Source organism: Roseburia sp. AM51-8, from assembly GCF_003478275.1.
GTDB classification, from domain to species: domain Bacteria; phylum Bacillota; class Clostridia; order Lachnospirales; family Lachnospiraceae; genus Pararoseburia; species Pararoseburia lenta.
Genome location: NZ_QUEY01000001.1, coordinates 616613 through 633053 on the forward strand (window position 1 = coordinate 616613; position 16441 = coordinate 633053).

Below are 16441 nucleotides of genomic sequence, written 5' to 3' on the forward strand. Positions count from 1 at the left end.
TTCCCAATTTTATGGATTTGATTATTTTTCGTACTTTAAACTTTTACGCTTTAAAGTGTTGACTTTAAGAATAAAAGTGACTATGATAAAATCTGTATTTAATATGAAAAGGAGTAATGCACTATGATCTTAGTAGTCAAACCACAAACACCTGAGGATGCCCTGCATCACCTTATAAAAGATATCGAAGCCACCGGATTACATACACACCTGTCCCGTGGCGAGGAAGTCACGATCATCGGTCTGATCGGTGATAAGACCAAGATCGACCTGACTGCCATCGAGTCCAACCCGATCGTCGACAAGATGATCCCGGTCACGGAAAGTTACAAACTTGCCAACAAAAAGTTTCATCCACAGCCAACCGAATTTGCTGTCAAAGACACCAAAATCGGTCCAGACAACATCACGATCATGTCCGGTCCTTGTGCCGTGGAATCCGAAGAACAACTGCTTACGATCGCCAGAGCCGTAAAGAAAGAGGGTGCGACCATCTTGCGCGGCGGTGCCTACAAGCCACGCACTTCCCCATACTCTTTTCAGGGCTTGGAAGAAGACGGTCTCCGCTATATGCAGACCGCATCCAAAGAGACCGGTCTGGCTACCATCTGTGAAGTCACTTCTGCTCACGCCGTAGCATCTGCTTTTAAATATGTAGATATGTTACAGGTTGGTGCTCGCAATATGCAGAACTTTGAACTCTTAAAAGAAGTCGGAAAAACCGGTATGCCGGTACTTCTAAAGCGGGGACTTTGCGCTACGATCGATGAATGGTTAAATGCAGCAGAATATATCATGTCTTCCGGCAGTTCCAAGGTAGCCTTATGCGAGCGCGGTATCCGCACCTATGAGACTTCCACCAGAAATACCTTGGATTTGTCTGCTGTCTGCGTCTTAAAGGAACGCACACACCTTCCGGTCATCGTCGATCCAAGCCATGCTACCGGCGTGCGCTCTTTCGTAGAACCTTTGGCAAAAGCAGCCATCGCCTGCGGTGCTGACGGTCTTATGATCGAAGTCCACAATGATCCGGCACATGCCCTGTCCGACGGTCCGCAGTCGCTTGATTTTGACCAGTTTGCTTCTGTGATGGAAGGCTTAAAGCCTTATATTTCACTTGCAGGTCGGACATTATAGTTACATAAGGAGAATCATTATGTTATACCCAAAAATCGGATTTATCGGTCTGGGATTGATCGGTGGATCCATCGCTAAGATTATCAAAGAAAAATACCCAGAAACGGAAATGATTGCGATCGCCTCACGCGAAAGCACCATACAGGCTGCCTATGCCGATGGCATCATCACAAACGATACTATGCTGGATTTGGAGGCTTTTGCGGATTGTGACCTTTTATTTTTATGCGGTCCGGTCAGGGTCAATGTCGATTACCTTACCCGTCTGGCGAATATTCTGCCGGCTCACTGTATCATTACAGATGTAGGAAGCGTCAAGGGGGATATCACAAAAGCCGTTGCTGATCTTGGACTGACCTCCCGCTTTATCGGCGGTCACCCAATGGCAGGTTCAGAAGCCATCGGTTACGACCACTCCAGTCCATACCTTCTGGAAAATGCTTATTATATCCTTACGGTAACAGATGATTTTTCTAGGGAAAGACTGGCAGACTTTTCTGCCTTTATCGCTTCTCTTGGTGCGCTCACACTGATCATGAGCCCGGAAAAACATGATTTTGCAACGGCTTGCATCAGTCATCTGCCTCACGTCATTGCAGCATCTTTAGTCAATTTTGTTGCAGAGAATGATTTTGTGGATGAGACCATGAAGACGATCGCCGCCGGCGGTTTTCGCGACATTACAAGGATCGCATCCTCCTCTCCTGTCATGTGGCAGCACATCTGTGCCACCAATCGGGATGAGATCTTAAAGGCTGCTGCCCTTTACCAGAAAAGCCTGCAGGACTTTATCACATCTATCACAGACCAAAAGGAAGATGCTGTGATAAGGCTCTTTTCTTCGGCAAAAGATTACCGGGATGATCTTCCCCTCAAAAAACAAGGGGTACTTCCTTCGTCCTACGAGTTTTATCTGGATCTTGCAGATGAAGCCGGTGCCATTGCCACGATCGCGACAACACTGGCAGCCAACGGCATCAGTATCAAGAATATTGGTATTGTGCACAACCGAGAATTTGAAAAAGGTGTCCTGCGTATCGAGTTATACGATCAGGCTGCCATGGATGCAGCAGAACTTGTTCTCAGCAAGCATTACACGATTCATGAATCCTAGACTATCCGAGGTAAGAAAATGGAAATCAAAAAAGCAAATCATATCAAAGGTCAGATCCACATTCCCGGTGATAAATCCATATCCCACCGCGGTGTCATGTTCGGCGCCATTGCCGATGGCACGACCGAACTGACCGGCTTTTTGGATGGGGCAGACTGTCGTTCCACGATCGCCTGCTTTCAAAAAATGGGCATTGCCATTAAACAGGATGCCGATCACGTCGTGATCCAAGGAAAAGGCTTACATGGTCTGACGGAGCCAAGGAACATTTTAGACGTTGGCAACAGCGGCACCACGACAAGACTGATCAGCGGTATCCTATCCGGCTGTCCTTTTACCTCTACCTTAAATGGGGATGCATCCATCCAGAAAAGACCTATGCAGCGTATCATCAAGCCACTTTCTATGATGGGGGCAAGAATCACCTCCCTGCGTGGCAATGACTGCGCGCCTTTAGAGATCAAAGGTGGTGATCTGCATGCCATCCACTATGACTCTCCTGTGGCTTCCGCCCAGGTCAAATCCGCCATCCTTTTGGCTGGACTTTACTGCGATGGCACGACTTCTGTCACAGAGCCGGTCTTATCCCGTAACCACACCGAACTTATGTTGAGGGGTTTTGGTGCGAATGTGACCTCATCCGGAAGAACTGCAAGCATTGAGGGCAATCCGCACCTGGTCGGACAAAAGATTCAGATTCCGGGCGATATTTCTTCCGCTGCTTATTTTATTGCAGCCGCTTCTATCGTTCCGAATGCAGAACTTATGATCTACAATGTCAACTGTAACCCTACCCGCGACGGTATCCTAAAAGCTGCCGAACAGATGGGTGCAGATATCACTTACGAAAACAGACGCAAGGTATCCGGTGAGGAGGTCTGTGATCTGATCGTCCGTTCTTCTTCTTTACACGGTACGACCATTGAGGGAGACCTGATCCCGACGCTGATCGACGAGATCCCGGTCATTGCTGTCATGGCTGCATTTGCAGAGGGCGATACCATTATCCGGGATGCCAAAGAACTCCGTGTCAAAGAGTCTGACCGTGTTACCTCAGTTGTAGAAAACCTCAATGCCATGGGGGCTGATGCCATCGGAACAGAGGACGGCATGATCATTCATGGCGGACGATCCATGCATGGAACTCAGATCAAGACCTATGCAGATCACCGCATTGCTATGTCCTTTGCCATTGCCGGACTTGCCGCGGATGGCGTAACAACTTTTGATGACCCGGATTGCGTTGTCATCTCCTATCCAAACTTTTATGACACTTTACAAAAGATCTCATCGTAGATCGATCCTTCGCACATAAAAAAACCTCTGGCTTAAGATGCATTACATCCTAAGTCAGAGGCTTTTTTGTATTTCTTATTTATTTTTCTTGCCGCAGCACTGCTTGTACTTGCGACCAGATCCACATGGACAAGGATCATTGCGTCCAACCTTAACGGTATTACGGATCGTGTGTGCATTCTTTGCCTCACGATACAAGGTTTTTTTCTTGTCTGCATCAAAGATTTCATCCCACTGTGGAAGTTCATAGAGCCAGTCAGCCTTAGCATCTACCATATTCTCATATAACTTCTCCTTATCAAAAGCCAGAGAAACTACGGTATCCTCTTCCATGGTCTCGATCGGGTTCGGTGTGATCAGACTGTCATTGATACCATCCAAAAATCCGGTCATAGCCATAATGTCGATCTCATACTTATCAGCCAATTCCTTGACGGTGCCGGAAACTTCTTCATCCGGATTGTCCAGTAATTTTTCATAGATACCCTTCTCGATCAAGAAATAATTCTGCCAAAATCTCTGTAATGTGGCACGATCCTGCTCCTGGTTGTAGGAGATTTTCTGCCATTCCTGTAATAATGCCATATCTTTTTCCATCCTTTATCACTTTTGTAGCACATATACGATACCACAGACCATAAAAAAAAGCAAAACATAATTTTGCCAGAGGGCAAGGACGGCTCGCGCTCTCTCCACCGTCCTCTAGCACAATCCCTTTATATGTGGTATCATGTCCTTATCAATTATGAAGGAGAACCCTTATGCAACGTTTACGACAGATCCTTGCCATCATCGGCATTATCTTATTGGTCGGCATGTATGTCCTCACCATCTTTGCCGCCGTCTTTGACAATACCAAGACCATGTCTTATCTGACAGCCTCCATTGCGGCAACCATTCTCGTGCCATTTACCCTATGGCTGTTAAATATCATGATCCAGAACAAAAAGAAAGATCAGGACGAAAAAAAGGAGCACTAAGACTCATCCAGCATTAAGTCGGAAGTGCTATAGCTGCATGCCGTCAACATAGAAGAATCGATCACATAGACCTTGCTCTCATCATAATTTACCATGAGATAATATTTATCGGTGATGGCGTTCTGCATACCGATCATAAAGGTCGTCTCACTATCTTTGGTTGTGACGGTCACTTCATTGGTGGCTGACGAAAATCCATACTGGCTGATATCGTCTGTGTCCTCAATGACATCACTGGCTTTGATGGTGGTAAGATAAGATAACATGGTCCTGACCTTGTCATCATCTAAGATCACACCGTCCGCATCCTGCCACTGATCATCCGTTTTCGTCAGTGTCACCTGCGCACCATTGTTATAATAGGCTACCTTTGTCACATCATCCGCATCCACCGAATAGACCTGAATACTTTCCTCCGCAGAGTCAATGGCATCTGCCTTTTCTTTTTTATCTGCCAATTTCTTAGCCCCCAGCAATCCCAGCAGTGCTACACCCAATAGTACTGCCAGAATGAGCAGGGTCTTTTTTTGCTTATCCATCTAACGTTTTCTCCTTCTCGCCCAGACAATGATACCGATAATGATAAGGACGATCGGCATAAAGATGCCCCAAAGAATACCATAGACAAGCATAGCATTTGCTGAAACTGTCAGGTTGGATACCGTATAATCCTTTGCTGCGATCACTACCGCATTATCACTGTTTTCATCATCTGTTGTCACAAGTGCATTTACGATACCATTGAAAAGCGTTGCATTATGACCGGATACGATCTGATTGGCACTATCTGTACACATCATAGCTGAACCAAGCACACAGAGTTCGCCTCCATTTTCATTTGTGACCATCATGCCCAGACTATATTGTCCCTGGGTATCGCCATCCTGAACACTCGCTATATTGGCCGCATCCGCCTGTGACTGAACGGCAGCAATATTGGCCGCTGCTTTAGCAATCGTAGTGTCTGAAGTCGTCATAAATGATGTCACATTGCTGTCATCCTCTCCCGTATAGGTAAGTCCCACACTGTAAGGCACAAAGACCTGTGTCATACCAGCCACAGAAGAAGACACTTCCGTATTTTCTACATTTGGCAAAAGATAAAATGGACTCTGATAATAATAAGAACGATCTGTCTCTGCCAAAAGACTCTCAGTTGTCTCAATGTTATTATCAGAAAGTAATTTCTTAAAGTTTGTCAGATCATTCCACTTGGAATAATCGATCGACAGATAGATCTTTCCGCCATTTCCCAGATACTGGCTCAATTTGCTCAGATCATCCTCAGACAGATCCGACTGCGGTGCTGTGATAAAGATTGCCTGACAATCCTCCGGGATCGCATCTACGGTCAAAAGGCTGAGTGATCCTACATTCATGAAACGCTTCTGGAATACTTCTGAAAAGTCACCGGAAAGCGTTGACTCATCATGCCCTGTCAGTTCATATACATTAGTCGTAGACTCGGATGTCACATACTGGATGGCTGCTGTCACCTGTCCCTCACAATCATATCCTGTCACGGAATAATTGTAACTGGAGTCATAAGAATACTCATAAATATCGGAATTGTAGTCAATGACCTTAGAGCGGTCTCCACAGACAACAATAATGGAATTACTGGTCACATCACTGTCCGTATACTTGGATGCAAAAGTCGGACTGACATTCGGATCCACATATTTTACCTTGACATGCTTGGATGCAGATGCATATTTCTGCAAGGTGCGGTCTACATTATCATCTTTGCTGTTTTTATTTACCATGACATAAAGTGTCACATCATCTTTTAAGGTATCCAGATACTTCTCCGTGTCTTCCGTAATGGAATAAAGTTTCTGGGATGTTGCATCGATCTGCGTATAAGTCTCTGGCAAAGCGGATGCGATCAGATTGACAACCACCGTCAGTGCCACGACAATAGCGATCATACCGGTACTAAATACGGAGGTAGAGATCATGTTGCGGCTGATCGTCCATCTGCGCTTCTGGATCATCTGCTCTGTCAAAAAGAGTGCCAGCGCGATCACAGAAAGATAATAGACGATACCGGTAACAGAAAGGGTTCCATTGAAGAAATCATCCAATGGCGTATAAAGGTCATAACATCCTAAGATCTTGGTCAAAAGATTACCGGATGATGAGATCACGCTGCAGATGGATGACATCATATAGCCAACAAAGATCAAGCCAAAGGATACAACAGCGGAAATGACCTGGCTCTCTGTGAGTGAAGATACAAAGGTACCGATGGCGATCGTTGCCAGACCATAGAGCCAGAATCCTAAAATACCCACATAGGTCTCTGCCAGCGGCACATCACCAAAGATCATAAGTACCAAAGGTGACACACAGATAACGCCGATACAGATCGTATAGACAAGGGCAAGCGCCAAAAACTTGCCAAGTACGATCTTTCCTACGGATATCGGTGCCGTCAAGAGCAACTGGTCGGTCTTGGCATGTTTTTCCTCTGCTAAAACACGCATGGTAAGGATCGGCACGGTCACCATAAATAAAAAGGCGATGGCCGACAAAGAATAAGATATATAAGGATAACCATAGGACAGATTATAGACAAAGAAATAGAGTCCAAACAGTGCTAAGGTAATACCGATGAACAGCCATCCGGTAATGTTCCAGAATAAGGATTTAAATTCTCGTTTAAAAATTGCAAGCATTATTCTTTGTCCTCCTTTCCTGTCAGTTCGATAAATATTTCTTCCAAGGATGCTGCTTTCTCTTCATCCATGGCAAAATCTGCCACTAATTTTCCATGATCAATGATATAAATGTAGTCACATACGGCACTGACCTCGGATAAGATATGGGAACTTAAGATCACGGTATGGTCTTTGCCAAGTTCCTTGATCAGATCACGCATTTCGATCATCTGCACCGGATCCAGACCAACGGTAGGCTCATCCAAAATGATAATGGATGGGTTGCCTAGGATTGCCTGTGCCAATCCGACACGCTGTTTGTAACCTTTTGACAAATTGCGGATCAGGCGATGCTCCATCTCAGAGATGCCGGCTTTTTCCATGACATCCACGATATGTTCGTCGCGCTCTTTTTTACCGATGCCTTTTAACTCTGCACAAAAGTCCAGATATTCATATACGCTCATATCCGTATAAAGGGGCGGGATCTCCGGCAGATAGCCGATCTCCTTTTTGGCAGCCTCTGCCTCTTTGAAAATGTCATGCCCACACACTTTGACACTGCCGGATGTCGCACCGATATAACCTGTGACCATATTCATTGTCGTTGTCTTGCCTGCACCATTCTTTCCAAGCAAGCCATAAATATGCCCCGGTTCAATCTTCATGCTCAGATCATCTACAGCCGTGAGCGAGCCATATTTTTTTACCAGATTTTCTACTTCTATCAAATTAATTTCCTCCCTAATTTTTCCAAAATTACACAATGCATATTGTATTTCATCTATGTGCTGATAAGGTGTTGGAATTGTGTCAATTCTGTGAATGAGATAAGGCGTACCACGAAAAAAGAGAGCCCTCCGCCAAGTGCTCTCTTTCGTCTTGCCTTTATCTTATCTCATATTACTTTACGTCGCGGTAAATAATATCTTCTCTTCCCGGTCCATTTGAAATCATGGTGATCGGGAAGCCGATCTCTTTTTCTACAAACTCAATGTAGTTACGGCAGTTTTCTGGAAGATCTTCATACTTTCTGATACCGCGGATATCACATTTCCAGCCCGGAAGTGTCTTATAGACAGGTTTTGCCTTTTCCAGTAAATGGGTAACCGGGAAGTCGGTCGTAACCTGACCATCGATTTCATAGCCCACACATACCGGGATCTCATCCAGATAGCCCAATACATCAAGCACGGTAAAGGCTACATCCGTCGTGCCCTGCATACGGCAGCCGTATTTGCTGGCAACACAGTCAAACCATCCCATACGTCTTGGACGACCTGTTGTGGCACCAAACTCACCGCCATCACCACCGCGTCTGCGGAGTTCGTCTGCTTCATCACCAAAGATCTCGCTGACAAAAGCACCGGCTCCAACTGCGGAAGAATAAGCCTTACATACGGTAACGACCTGCTCGATAGACTGTGCCGGAATACCTGCACCAATGGCACCGTAAGCAGCCAAGGTAGAGGAAGATGTTACCATCGGATAGATACCATGATCCGGATCCTTTAAAGTACCAAGCTGACCTTCCAAAAGAATAGTCTTGCCTTCCTTTAAGGCATTCCACAAATAAGAAGAAACATCGCAGACATAAGGTGCGATCATATCGCGGTAACTATGTAAAGTCTCCAACAAATCATCCGGGTCAATGAGTGGCTTGTGATAAAGGTGCTCTAACAATACATTCTTGGACTCACAGGTACGTGCAACCTTTTCCTTTAAAAGTTCATCATCAAAGAGTTCGCTGACCTGATATCCAACCTTTGCATACTTATCAGAATAAAATGGTGCAATGCCGGATTTGGTAGAGCCGAAGGAAGCCTTTCCTAAACGCTCCTCTTCATACTGATCAAATAAAATATGATACGGCATAACGATCTGTGCACGATCTGATACCTTGATCTTTGGCATTGGCACATTTTTGTCTGTAATAGACTTGATCTCGTCAAACAAGACAGGAATGTTTAAGGCTACCCCATTACCAATAACGCTTGTTGTGTGATCATAAAATACGCCGGATGGCAAGGTATGAAGGGCAAACTTACCATAATTATTGACGATGGTATGTCCTGCATTCGCTCCTCCCTGAAATCTCACAATGATATCTGCATTCTGCGCAAGCATATCTGTGATCTTACCCTTTCCTTCGTCACCCCAATTGGCACCAACAACTGCTTTTACCATGCTCTTGTTCCTCCTAAAAAATTTATTAAAATGATGTTAATTTCTTTGTACAAGTCACTGCAAGTGCACCCGGTCCAATATGACTGGATACGACTAAAGATAAAGGATCCACAAAAATATCATGTCCCGGGAAGCGTTCTTCCACTTCTGCCTTGAACTTGGCGATCTCTTCCTCATTCTGGGTATGTGCCATAGCAATGATAGTATTCTCGCCGGTCGGATCATGGAGCACTTCGTCCATATCCTTGGCAATGGCATCCATCATGATCTGCTTTGCCTGTTTGACCGTTCTCGCCTTAGCAAAACTGTCTAACTTTTCTCCGCGGATCTGCAATACCGGTTTTATCTTAAGCAAAGAACCAATAGCCGCAGCAGCCGGTGTGATCCTTCCACCCTTTTTGAGAAACTCCAGCGTATCTACCATGATGTAGATGGTTGACTCAAACTTCATCGCCTCTAATATCTCTTTGATCTCTGTGGCAGACTTTCCTGCATCTGCAAGTTTCTTGGCATCATAAACGGATAACTTCATGGTAACGGAAATACGCTGATTGTTGACAACCTGCACCTTACCATCGTAATCCTCAGCCAGCATGATGGCTGTCTCACAGGAACTGCTGAGTCCGCTGGACAAAGGAATATATACGACCTCATCATATTCCTCAAGCAGACTTTCCCACTTGTCGATCACATCACCTACGACCGGCATGGAAGTTTGATCTCTGCCCCCTCTGCCTGTCTTGCAAAGAACTGGTCTGTCGTAAGATCCACGCCTTCATAAAAGACCTCGTCATTGATATAGACCGGTGTCGGGAAGACGTAAATCCCTGCCTGCTCGGCTTCTTCCTGTGTGATTCCGCTGTTACTGTCTGTTAAAATCGCTACTTTACTCATATGGTCCTCATTTCGTTTTTATCCATCTTGTGCATGTCTTCACACACATGGTTTATCATACCATACTTTATAGGTACTGGCAAATGCGTTTTGCACAAAAAAAGGGCGGCGTTTCCGCCGTCCTTTTTAAAGATCTTACATCATTCCCATACCCGGATTTGCTGGCATTTCTGGTGCCGGTTCCTTGATGTCTGCAACAACAGATTCTGTTGTAAGCAAGGTAGATGCAACAGAGCATGCATTCTGTAATGCGCTACGTGTTACCTTGACAGGATCCAGGATACCTGCCTCTACCATATTGACATAAGTCTCATTATAAGCATCAAAGCCAAATCCCGGCTGTGCTTCTCTTACCTTATTGATGATAACGCTTCCTTCCAATCCGGCATTTGCTGAAATATGGAAAAGCGGAGCCTCCAGCGCCTTTAATACAACCTTGGCACCTGTCTTTTCATCACCTTCCAGAGAATCAACCAGTTTTGCAACTTCCTTGGAAGCGTGGATGTAAGCAGATCCGCCACCTGCGATGATACCTTCCTCTACAGCAGCACGTGTTGCGTTTAAGGCATCTTCCATACGGAGTTTGCTTTCTTTCATTTCTGTCTCGGTAGCAGCACCTACACGGATAACGGCAACGCCACCGGCAAGTTTAGCCAGACGCTCCTGTAATTTCTCTTTATCGAACTCAGAAGTTGTCTCTTCGATCTGTCCACGGATCTGTGATACTCTGGCTGCAATGGCATCCTTATCACCCTCGCCGTCAACGATAACGGTAGACTCTTTCTGAACCTTAACTGATTTTGCACGACCAAGTTGATCCATGGTAGCATCCTTTAATTCCAGACCTACTTCTTCAGAGATTACCTGACCACCGGTAAGGATGGCGATATCCTGTAACATTTCTTTTCTGCGGTCGCCATAACCAGGTGCCTTAACAGCAACAACATTGAAAGTACCTCTCAACTTGTTCAGGATCAGGGTTGTAAGGGCTTCACCCTCTACATCCTCTGCAATGATAAGAAGACGGGATCCTGACTGCACGATCTGCTCTAAGAGTGGCAGGATTTCCTGAATATTGCTGATCTTCTTGTCTGTGATCAGGATATATGGATCATCCAGAACGGCTTCCATCTTATCCATATCGGTTGCCATATATGCTGAAATATAACCACGGTCAAACTGCATACCTTCTACCAAGTCAAGTTCCGTCTGCATGGTCTTAGATTCCTCGATCGTGATAACGCCATCATTGGAAACCTTTTCCATGGCATCTGCTACCATGTTACCAACGGCTTCATCACCTGCTGAAATTGCAGCGACCTTAGCGATCTGCTCTTTTCCGCTGACCTTTTCAGACATGGAAACAATAGATTCTACTGCGGCATCTGTAGCCTTCTTCATACCTTTACGAAGAACGATCGGATTTGCTCCGGCTGCTAAGTTCTTCATACCTTCTTTGATCATAGCCTGTGCCAATACGGTTGCGGTTGTTGTACCATCACCGGCAACATCATTGGTCTTGGTAGCAACTTCCTTGACAAGTTGTGCTCCCATGTTCTCAAACGGATCTTCCAATTCGATCTCTTTTGCAATGGTAACACCATCGTTTGTGATGAGTGGAGCACCGTAAGACTTATCCAAAACAACGTTGCGTCCCTTTGGTCCGATCGTAACTCTGACAGTGTCAGCCAACTGATCTACACCTGCTTCTAATGCTTTCCTAGCTTCTGCGCCATATTTAATTTCCTTAGCCATAATTTAATCCTTCTTTCTTATATCTATTTTTACTCTACTACAGCAAGAATGTCATTCTGACGAACGATGATATAATCTTCGCCTTCTAACTTTACTTCTGTTCCGGCATACTTGGAATAGATGACCTTCTGACCAGCCTTAACCTGCATAACAACCTCTTTACCCTCTACCATTCCGCCAGGACCTACGGCAATAACCTCTGCCTCCATTGGCTTTTCCTGTGCTGCACTTGCCAGGATAATGCCTGACTTTGTCGTTTCTTCTGCCTGACACTGTTTTAAAACAACGCGATCTGTTAATGGTACTAATTTCATTTCTATATGCCTCCTTATATTTCTCTCATTCTTTGTTAGCACTCACTTTGTACGAGTGCTAACCACAATTCATATAATAGGATTCTAAGAACCAAGTTGCAACTTTAGTCACATCCAATAATTCCAAGAATCCTATCTTTATCTAACGTATACTCTTATTTTCTCACTTTTTCTTACGCTCAATACTTTTTGTCGTATTCATAAGCATTTCTGACAGCGGGTTGTGAAAGAGTTTTTCCTGCACATTATCTGCAAAGGTCTCTCCGCTGGAATAGGCAAAACGGCGAATGACATCCTTTAAGACCTGCTGCTTTTCCACCGGCATGGCAGATAGGGTCTTAGAGATATTGGTCATCATGGAAAATTTGTTTGCCGTCAGTTCGTCCAGCGTCGTTGCTCCGGTCGATTGCAGGGTACCAAATAAGATATTGACAAATTCTTCCCTCTCCTCCGCACTCAGACCATAGATCCAATTTTTTAAAGTACGATCCAGCATCACGGAAGACTCTGACAGATTTTCGGCAAAAACAAAATGATTGCCAAGGACTTCCCATGACATGGCATCATGCTGCATGGCGCCGGTCTGTGAACTCTTTACCACCCGATGATCCATCTCGTTTTCCAAAAGCATGCCAACAATGGAAGATTCCGGTATGGTACTGACGACCCGGGGCATAATGCGCTCATAAGACTCCTGCGTCGTGATCTCTTTTAAAAAGCCCGGACCATCATTGGAATAAACACAAGTAATGCGATCCTGAATGGCAGGCTGGCAAAATGCAGATGCATATACGGCAAAGTTGCCGCCCTTGGAATGTCCTCCTACAAGCAGTTCATAAGAAGTATCGCCATAGCAGTCATTCAGATACTGGGCTGCCCGGATCTGTCCCTCCGTCTGATAAAGGAAAGACATATTAAAGTCTTCTTTCCAGCCGACAATGGTATTATCCGTCCCGCGGAATGCCACATAGACCCTGTCATCATCTAAAAGAAAAGACAAAACCGAAAACTGGGTCTGATTTTCTTCGTCGATCTCATTGACATAGTTCATAAGCCGCAGATTTTGAAAACGTGCAGATGCTACCATCTTGTGCATCAAAAAAGGTGCGACCTTGGTGGTAGAGTTCTTCGCCATGATCTCTTCTTCTGAATACATAGAAAAGAAGCGATCGTGTGCCTCCCGGATCGTGATCCATTGTCCCTTTTGATTCAAGCCCGGGACAATGCCGCCAAAATCTGTGTATGCCAGTTCTGCTAAGACCAGATTATCTACTTCATTAAAGGGGTCAATCTCCATGGTAATATCACCACGCCAATCTAAATAATCCGAAATATTTGCCATGCCAAACTCCTTTCAAAAATCCTACACTTCTTCCTCTACCAAGGCAGAATCCGCTTGATCTGTATCCGGCAGTGGATCACTTTCTGTCTCATCGGCATGGTCCTCTTCCACTTCCTCCGTAATAGCCGTGGTCGTCTCCTGCTTGCCTTCAAACCACTGGTCGGATTCTTCGATATTGCGTTCCAACTCCCGTTTGCTTTCCTTGTGATAATGCTTGGTCCTCACCCCAACAAAACACAGGGATAAGAGTGCAAATGCACCAACCATGATCAGGATACCATAAAAGGCAGTCTCATACCTTGTTATCATATTCCTGATATCCAGTAATATGACAACCGATCCTGCTACGGAAAGCAGGGAAAAGATCAGACTGACGATCCAAAGATCTCCATGTAAGTTCTTTAACTGGACGGTGTTCTGCAACATGACAACGCCCTCGATCAGAACCAGGATACCCAGATAATTGGGTATGGAGTCCGCAATATCCTGTGCACGGATCAAATCAATGGCTCCCAAGATCACGACCAGCGTGCCGACCGAAAAGCCATAATTGGTCGTTCTCTGAAATTCCTTATGTAAAAAGTAACGGCTGATCATCCAGATGCCCCATACCAAAAGACAGGCACCGGCACCGTAGCAGAAATAGATCATCCTGACCGCATCCGTAAATAACATGATGCAGCCCACGGCGATCAAGAGGATCGACATAAAGACGATCGCAATATTTCCAACAACATTGGGATTATCCTGTTTGCTCATCCATTCCTCCCCACTGTCTTACAGTGTTTCTGCTCTCTCTGAAATGTTCTTCTTGAAGTTGATCACATCATGATTGTATTCCTTGTCGATGAAATCCGATGTGATGATAAAGTCAGCCGTTGCCTTGTTGTTAGCGATCGGAATGTCATAGACCTGTGCGATACGAAGCAGTGCCTTTACATCCGGGTCATGCGGCTGTGCCGTAAGCGGATCGGAGAAGAAAATGATCAGATCGATCTTGCCCTCTACGACCTTGGCTCCTACCTGCTGGTCACCGCCTAAAGGACCGCTGTTATAACCGCGTACCGGAAGTCCTGTACGATCTGTGATCATACGCGCGGTCGTGCCGGTACCGCATAAAAAGTGCTTCTTTAATTCTTCTTTGTGTTCTTCACACCATGCAATGATCTCAGCCTTTTTTCCGTCATGTGCAATGAGTGCAATGTTCTTTTGCTTACCAATGGTAAGTGTGATCTTGCTGTCGTCCATAATCAGATCCTCCTTATGTCTCTTTTAAAAATGTCTTATCTATCCGAGGCTTGCCAATATGACAACGATAAAATTCGTCAATCCATGAGCCACGATAACGACCCAGAGTTTGCGCGTTTTGATATATACCGTTGCGATCGCAAGACCTACCAGAAATCCATATAAGAATTGTACCACATTAAAGTGCATGATACCAAAACAAAATGCAGAAATAATGACTGCAATTTTTTCGTCATACCAGAGGCTCAACTGCCCGCATACGATCCCACGGTAGACCAGTTCCTCCAAAATCGGAATACTGATGCAATTTGCAAAGATCTTGGTCAAAAGACCGCCCGCATAAAGCGTGGCATTCGCCTGGGCATAGCCGGAAGAATAAGCCACCAGCGGCGTATGGGAAATGATGAAATTTAAGATCAGTCCCAATGCCACAACACCAAGGATATACAGACATTCTCTTGGGAAAGTCTCTTTATCCCAGACTTTTTCTGCCCGCACGATCGGGGCTTTTTTGTAAATACCATAGCAAAAAGGTATGGTCAAAAGGCTGGCGATCCCCAGCAAAAACAAATGACTGGCGTGTGCGCCAAAAAGCAGGCGCAGTGCCACGAAAAATACATTGTATAGCAGATAATATACCACAATCGGATAAATGATCTGCCAGAGTCTGTTTGTCCGAAACTTACGCATTTTCTTTTTCCTTCAACATGTAATAGAGATCATAGATGGTACGTCTTCTGACCGGATGTACCAGTCCCGGTGCGATCTGCATGAGCGGTTCTAAGACAAACATGCGGTTGCACATATCAATATGCGGCACGATCAGGTTTTTGGTATGGATGCAGGCATCATCATACAAAAGAATATCCAGATCCAGTGTCCGTGGTCCCCAGTGGATCTCGCGCTTACGGTCTGCTTTCTCCTCGATCCTATGTAAAAAGGCAAGCAGGTCTTCCGGTGATAAAAGGGTCTCTATGGTCGCTGCCCCATTTAAGAACTTATCCTGATCCACATATCCATAAGGCTCGGTTTCTATATAGTCTGAAACAATGACATTTCTGACATTAGGATCACTGATCAACTCTTCCATGGCATCGGTCAGATACTTTTCCTTGTCGCCCATATTGCTTCCGATTGCAAGGGCTACCTGATGCCATGCCTTTTCTACCTTGACACCCACGTTTGCAAACTCCATAGGAATCGGTGCATGCGGTTTTTTGATCTCTAAAACTAACTTTTGTACGCCCGGAAAAGCATACATGATGGATGTTGCAAGTTCGTCTGCTACCTTTTCCAAGAGATCATGTGCATTTTCCGCAAAATATTTTTTGATAAAAAGACATACATTTCCATAGTCCACCGTATTTGACAGGTCATCGGAATGAATCGCTCCGGCAAAGGAAGTATCAATCCAGCAATTCACGACAAAGATCTGTCCTTCCTCTTTTTCCTGTTCATATACGCCGTGGTATCCAAATACTTCTAATCCTTCTACTATGATCTGTTCCATT

At 45.1% G+C, this 16441-nt stretch carries 15 protein-coding genes and 2 pseudogenes; 4 read left to right on the forward strand and 13 right to left on the reverse strand.

All coding sequences use genetic code 11. The features are described from left to right. Positions 1-123: 123 nt before the first annotated feature. Genes aroF through aroA form a run of 3 tightly spaced genes read left to right on the forward strand, consistent with a single transcriptional unit; the run spans position 124 to position 3547 of the window. Positions 124-1137 carry a 3-deoxy-7-phosphoheptulonate synthase gene (gene aroF, locus DW996_RS03095; RefSeq protein WP_118281267.1) on the forward strand — a complete coding sequence of 338 codons (1014 nt, stop codon included), beginning with the start codon at positions 124-126 and terminating at the stop codon, positions 1135-1137. A gap of 19 nt (positions 1138-1156) precedes the next feature. Continuing rightward, complete coding sequence (locus DW996_RS03100) at positions 1157-2251, forward strand: prephenate dehydrogenase/arogenate dehydrogenase family protein (protein WP_118534821.1); 1095 nt, start codon at positions 1157-1159, stop codon at positions 2249-2251. Between the two features lie 18 nt (positions 2252-2269). Further along, entirely contained in the window at positions 2270-3547 is a 1278-nt protein-coding gene (gene aroA / locus DW996_RS03105) for a 3-phosphoshikimate 1-carboxyvinyltransferase (RefSeq protein ID WP_118534822.1), read from the forward strand. A gap of 75 nt (positions 3548-3622) precedes the next feature. On the opposite strand, the gene DW996_RS03110 is transcribed toward aroA, so the two are convergent. After that, positions 3623-4132 (reverse strand): SEC-C metal-binding domain-containing protein, encoded by a 510-nt coding sequence (locus DW996_RS03110; protein ID WP_118534889.1) that lies wholly within the window; start codon positions 4130-4132, stop codon positions 3623-3625. A 176-nt stretch (positions 4133-4308) separates the two neighbouring features. Between DW996_RS03110 and DW996_RS03115 the strand changes: the two genes are divergently transcribed. Beyond that, positions 4309-4527, forward strand: coding sequence for a hypothetical protein (locus DW996_RS03115; RefSeq protein WP_118281270.1), 219 nt, complete (start codon positions 4309-4311; stop codon positions 4525-4527). Here the strand turns inward: DW996_RS03115 and DW996_RS03120 are convergent. The 12 genes and pseudogenes from DW996_RS03120 to folK form a co-directional block, all read right to left on the reverse strand. Next, a complete protein-coding gene (locus DW996_RS03120; protein WP_118534823.1) occupies positions 4524-5066 on the reverse strand; it encodes a DUF4340 domain-containing protein in 543 nt (180 codons plus the stop codon). The genes DW996_RS03115 and DW996_RS03120 overlap by 4 nt on opposite strands. After that, on the reverse strand, positions 5067-7208 hold the full coding sequence (locus tag DW996_RS03125) for a Gldg family protein (RefSeq protein ID WP_118534824.1): 2142 nt from the start codon (positions 7206-7208) through the stop codon (positions 5067-5069). 5 nt (positions 7209-7213) lie between these two features. Next, positions 7214-7921, reverse strand: a pseudogene (locus tag DW996_RS03130) (ABC transporter ATP-binding protein); the annotation flags it as partial. Between the two features lie 172 nt (positions 7922-8093). Next, the gene (locus tag DW996_RS03135) at positions 8094-9377 is read right to left on the reverse strand and encodes an adenylosuccinate synthase (protein WP_118281274.1); all 1284 of its coding nucleotides are present in this window, start codon (positions 9375-9377) and stop codon (positions 8094-8096) included. A gap of 25 nt (positions 9378-9402) precedes the next feature. Beyond that, a pseudogene (locus DW996_RS03140) lies at positions 9403-10271 on the reverse strand (DegV family protein). A 135-nt stretch (positions 10272-10406) separates the two neighbouring features. Continuing rightward, positions 10407-12026: a chaperonin GroEL gene (gene groL / locus DW996_RS03145; RefSeq protein WP_118534825.1), complete on the reverse strand. Its 1620-nt coding sequence runs from the start codon at positions 12024-12026 to the stop codon at positions 10407-10409. A 29-nt stretch (positions 12027-12055) separates the two neighbouring features. Further along, the gene (locus DW996_RS03150; protein ID WP_118281277.1) at positions 12056-12340 is read right to left on the reverse strand and encodes a co-chaperone GroES; all 285 of its coding nucleotides are present in this window, start codon (positions 12338-12340) and stop codon (positions 12056-12058) included. A 163-nt stretch (positions 12341-12503) separates the two neighbouring features. Beyond that, the gene (locus tag DW996_RS03155) at positions 12504-13682 is read right to left on the reverse strand and encodes a DUF2974 domain-containing protein (protein ID WP_118534826.1); all 1179 of its coding nucleotides are present in this window, start codon (positions 13680-13682) and stop codon (positions 12504-12506) included. A gap of 21 nt (positions 13683-13703) precedes the next feature. Next, the gene (locus DW996_RS03160) at positions 13704-14441 is read right to left on the reverse strand and encodes a DUF308 domain-containing protein (RefSeq protein ID WP_118534827.1); all 738 of its coding nucleotides are present in this window, start codon (positions 14439-14441) and stop codon (positions 13704-13706) included. An 18-nt stretch (positions 14442-14459) separates the two neighbouring features. Next, complete coding sequence (locus tag DW996_RS03165) at positions 14460-14930, reverse strand: methylglyoxal synthase (RefSeq protein ID WP_118281280.1); 471 nt, start codon at positions 14928-14930, stop codon at positions 14460-14462. A 39-nt stretch (positions 14931-14969) separates the two neighbouring features. Next, on the reverse strand, positions 14970-15620 hold the full coding sequence (locus DW996_RS03170; RefSeq protein WP_118281281.1) for a CPBP family intramembrane glutamic endopeptidase: 651 nt from the start codon (positions 15618-15620) through the stop codon (positions 14970-14972). Then, entirely contained in the window at positions 15613-16440 is an 828-nt protein-coding gene (folK, locus tag DW996_RS03175; protein WP_118534828.1) for a 2-amino-4-hydroxy-6-hydroxymethyldihydropteridine diphosphokinase, read from the reverse strand. Before folK ends, DW996_RS03170 begins: the two co-directional genes overlap by 8 nt. Position 16441 lies beyond the last annotated feature (1 nt).

Coding starts and splice junctions, on each gene's coding strand:
- aroF (WP_118281267.1), top strand. CDS start 124: ATGATCTTAGTAGTCAAACCACAAACACCTGAGGATGCCCTGCATCAC.
- DW996_RS03100 (WP_118534821.1), top strand. CDS start 1,157: ATGTTATACCCAAAAATCGGATTTATCGGTCTGGGATTGATCGGTGGA.
- aroA (WP_118534822.1), top strand. CDS start 2,270: ATGGAAATCAAAAAAGCAAATCATATCAAAGGTCAGATCCACATTCCC.
- DW996_RS03110 (WP_118534889.1), bottom strand. CDS start 4,132: ATGGCATTATTACAGGAATGGCAGAAAATCTCCTACAACCAGGAGCAG.
- DW996_RS03115 (WP_118281270.1), top strand. CDS start 4,309: ATGCAACGTTTACGACAGATCCTTGCCATCATCGGCATTATCTTATTG.
- DW996_RS03120 (WP_118534823.1), bottom strand. CDS start 5,066: ATGGATAAGCAAAAAAAGACCCTGCTCATTCTGGCAGTACTATTGGGT.
- DW996_RS03125 (WP_118534824.1), bottom strand. CDS start 7,208: ATGCTTGCAATTTTTAAACGAGAATTTAAATCCTTATTCTGGAACATT.
- DW996_RS03135 (WP_118281274.1), bottom strand. CDS start 9,377: ATGGTAAAAGCAGTTGTTGGTGCCAATTGGGGTGACGAAGGAAAGGGT.
- groL (WP_118534825.1), bottom strand. CDS start 12,026: ATGGCTAAGGAAATTAAATATGGCGCAGAAGCTAGGAAAGCATTAGAA.
- DW996_RS03150 (WP_118281277.1), bottom strand. CDS start 12,340: ATGAAATTAGTACCATTAACAGATCGCGTTGTTTTAAAACAGTGTCAG.
- DW996_RS03155 (WP_118534826.1), bottom strand. CDS start 13,682: ATGGCAAATATTTCGGATTATTTAGATTGGCGTGGTGATATTACCATG.
- DW996_RS03160 (WP_118534827.1), bottom strand. CDS start 14,441: ATGAGCAAACAGGATAATCCCAATGTTGTTGGAAATATTGCGATCGTC.
- DW996_RS03165 (WP_118281280.1), bottom strand. CDS start 14,930: ATGGACGACAGCAAGATCACACTTACCATTGGTAAGCAAAAGAACATT.
- DW996_RS03170 (WP_118281281.1), bottom strand. CDS start 15,620: ATGCGTAAGTTTCGGACAAACAGACTCTGGCAGATCATTTATCCGATT.
- folK (WP_118534828.1), bottom strand. CDS start 16,440: ATGGAACAGATCATAGTAGAAGGATTAGAAGTATTTGGATACCACGGC.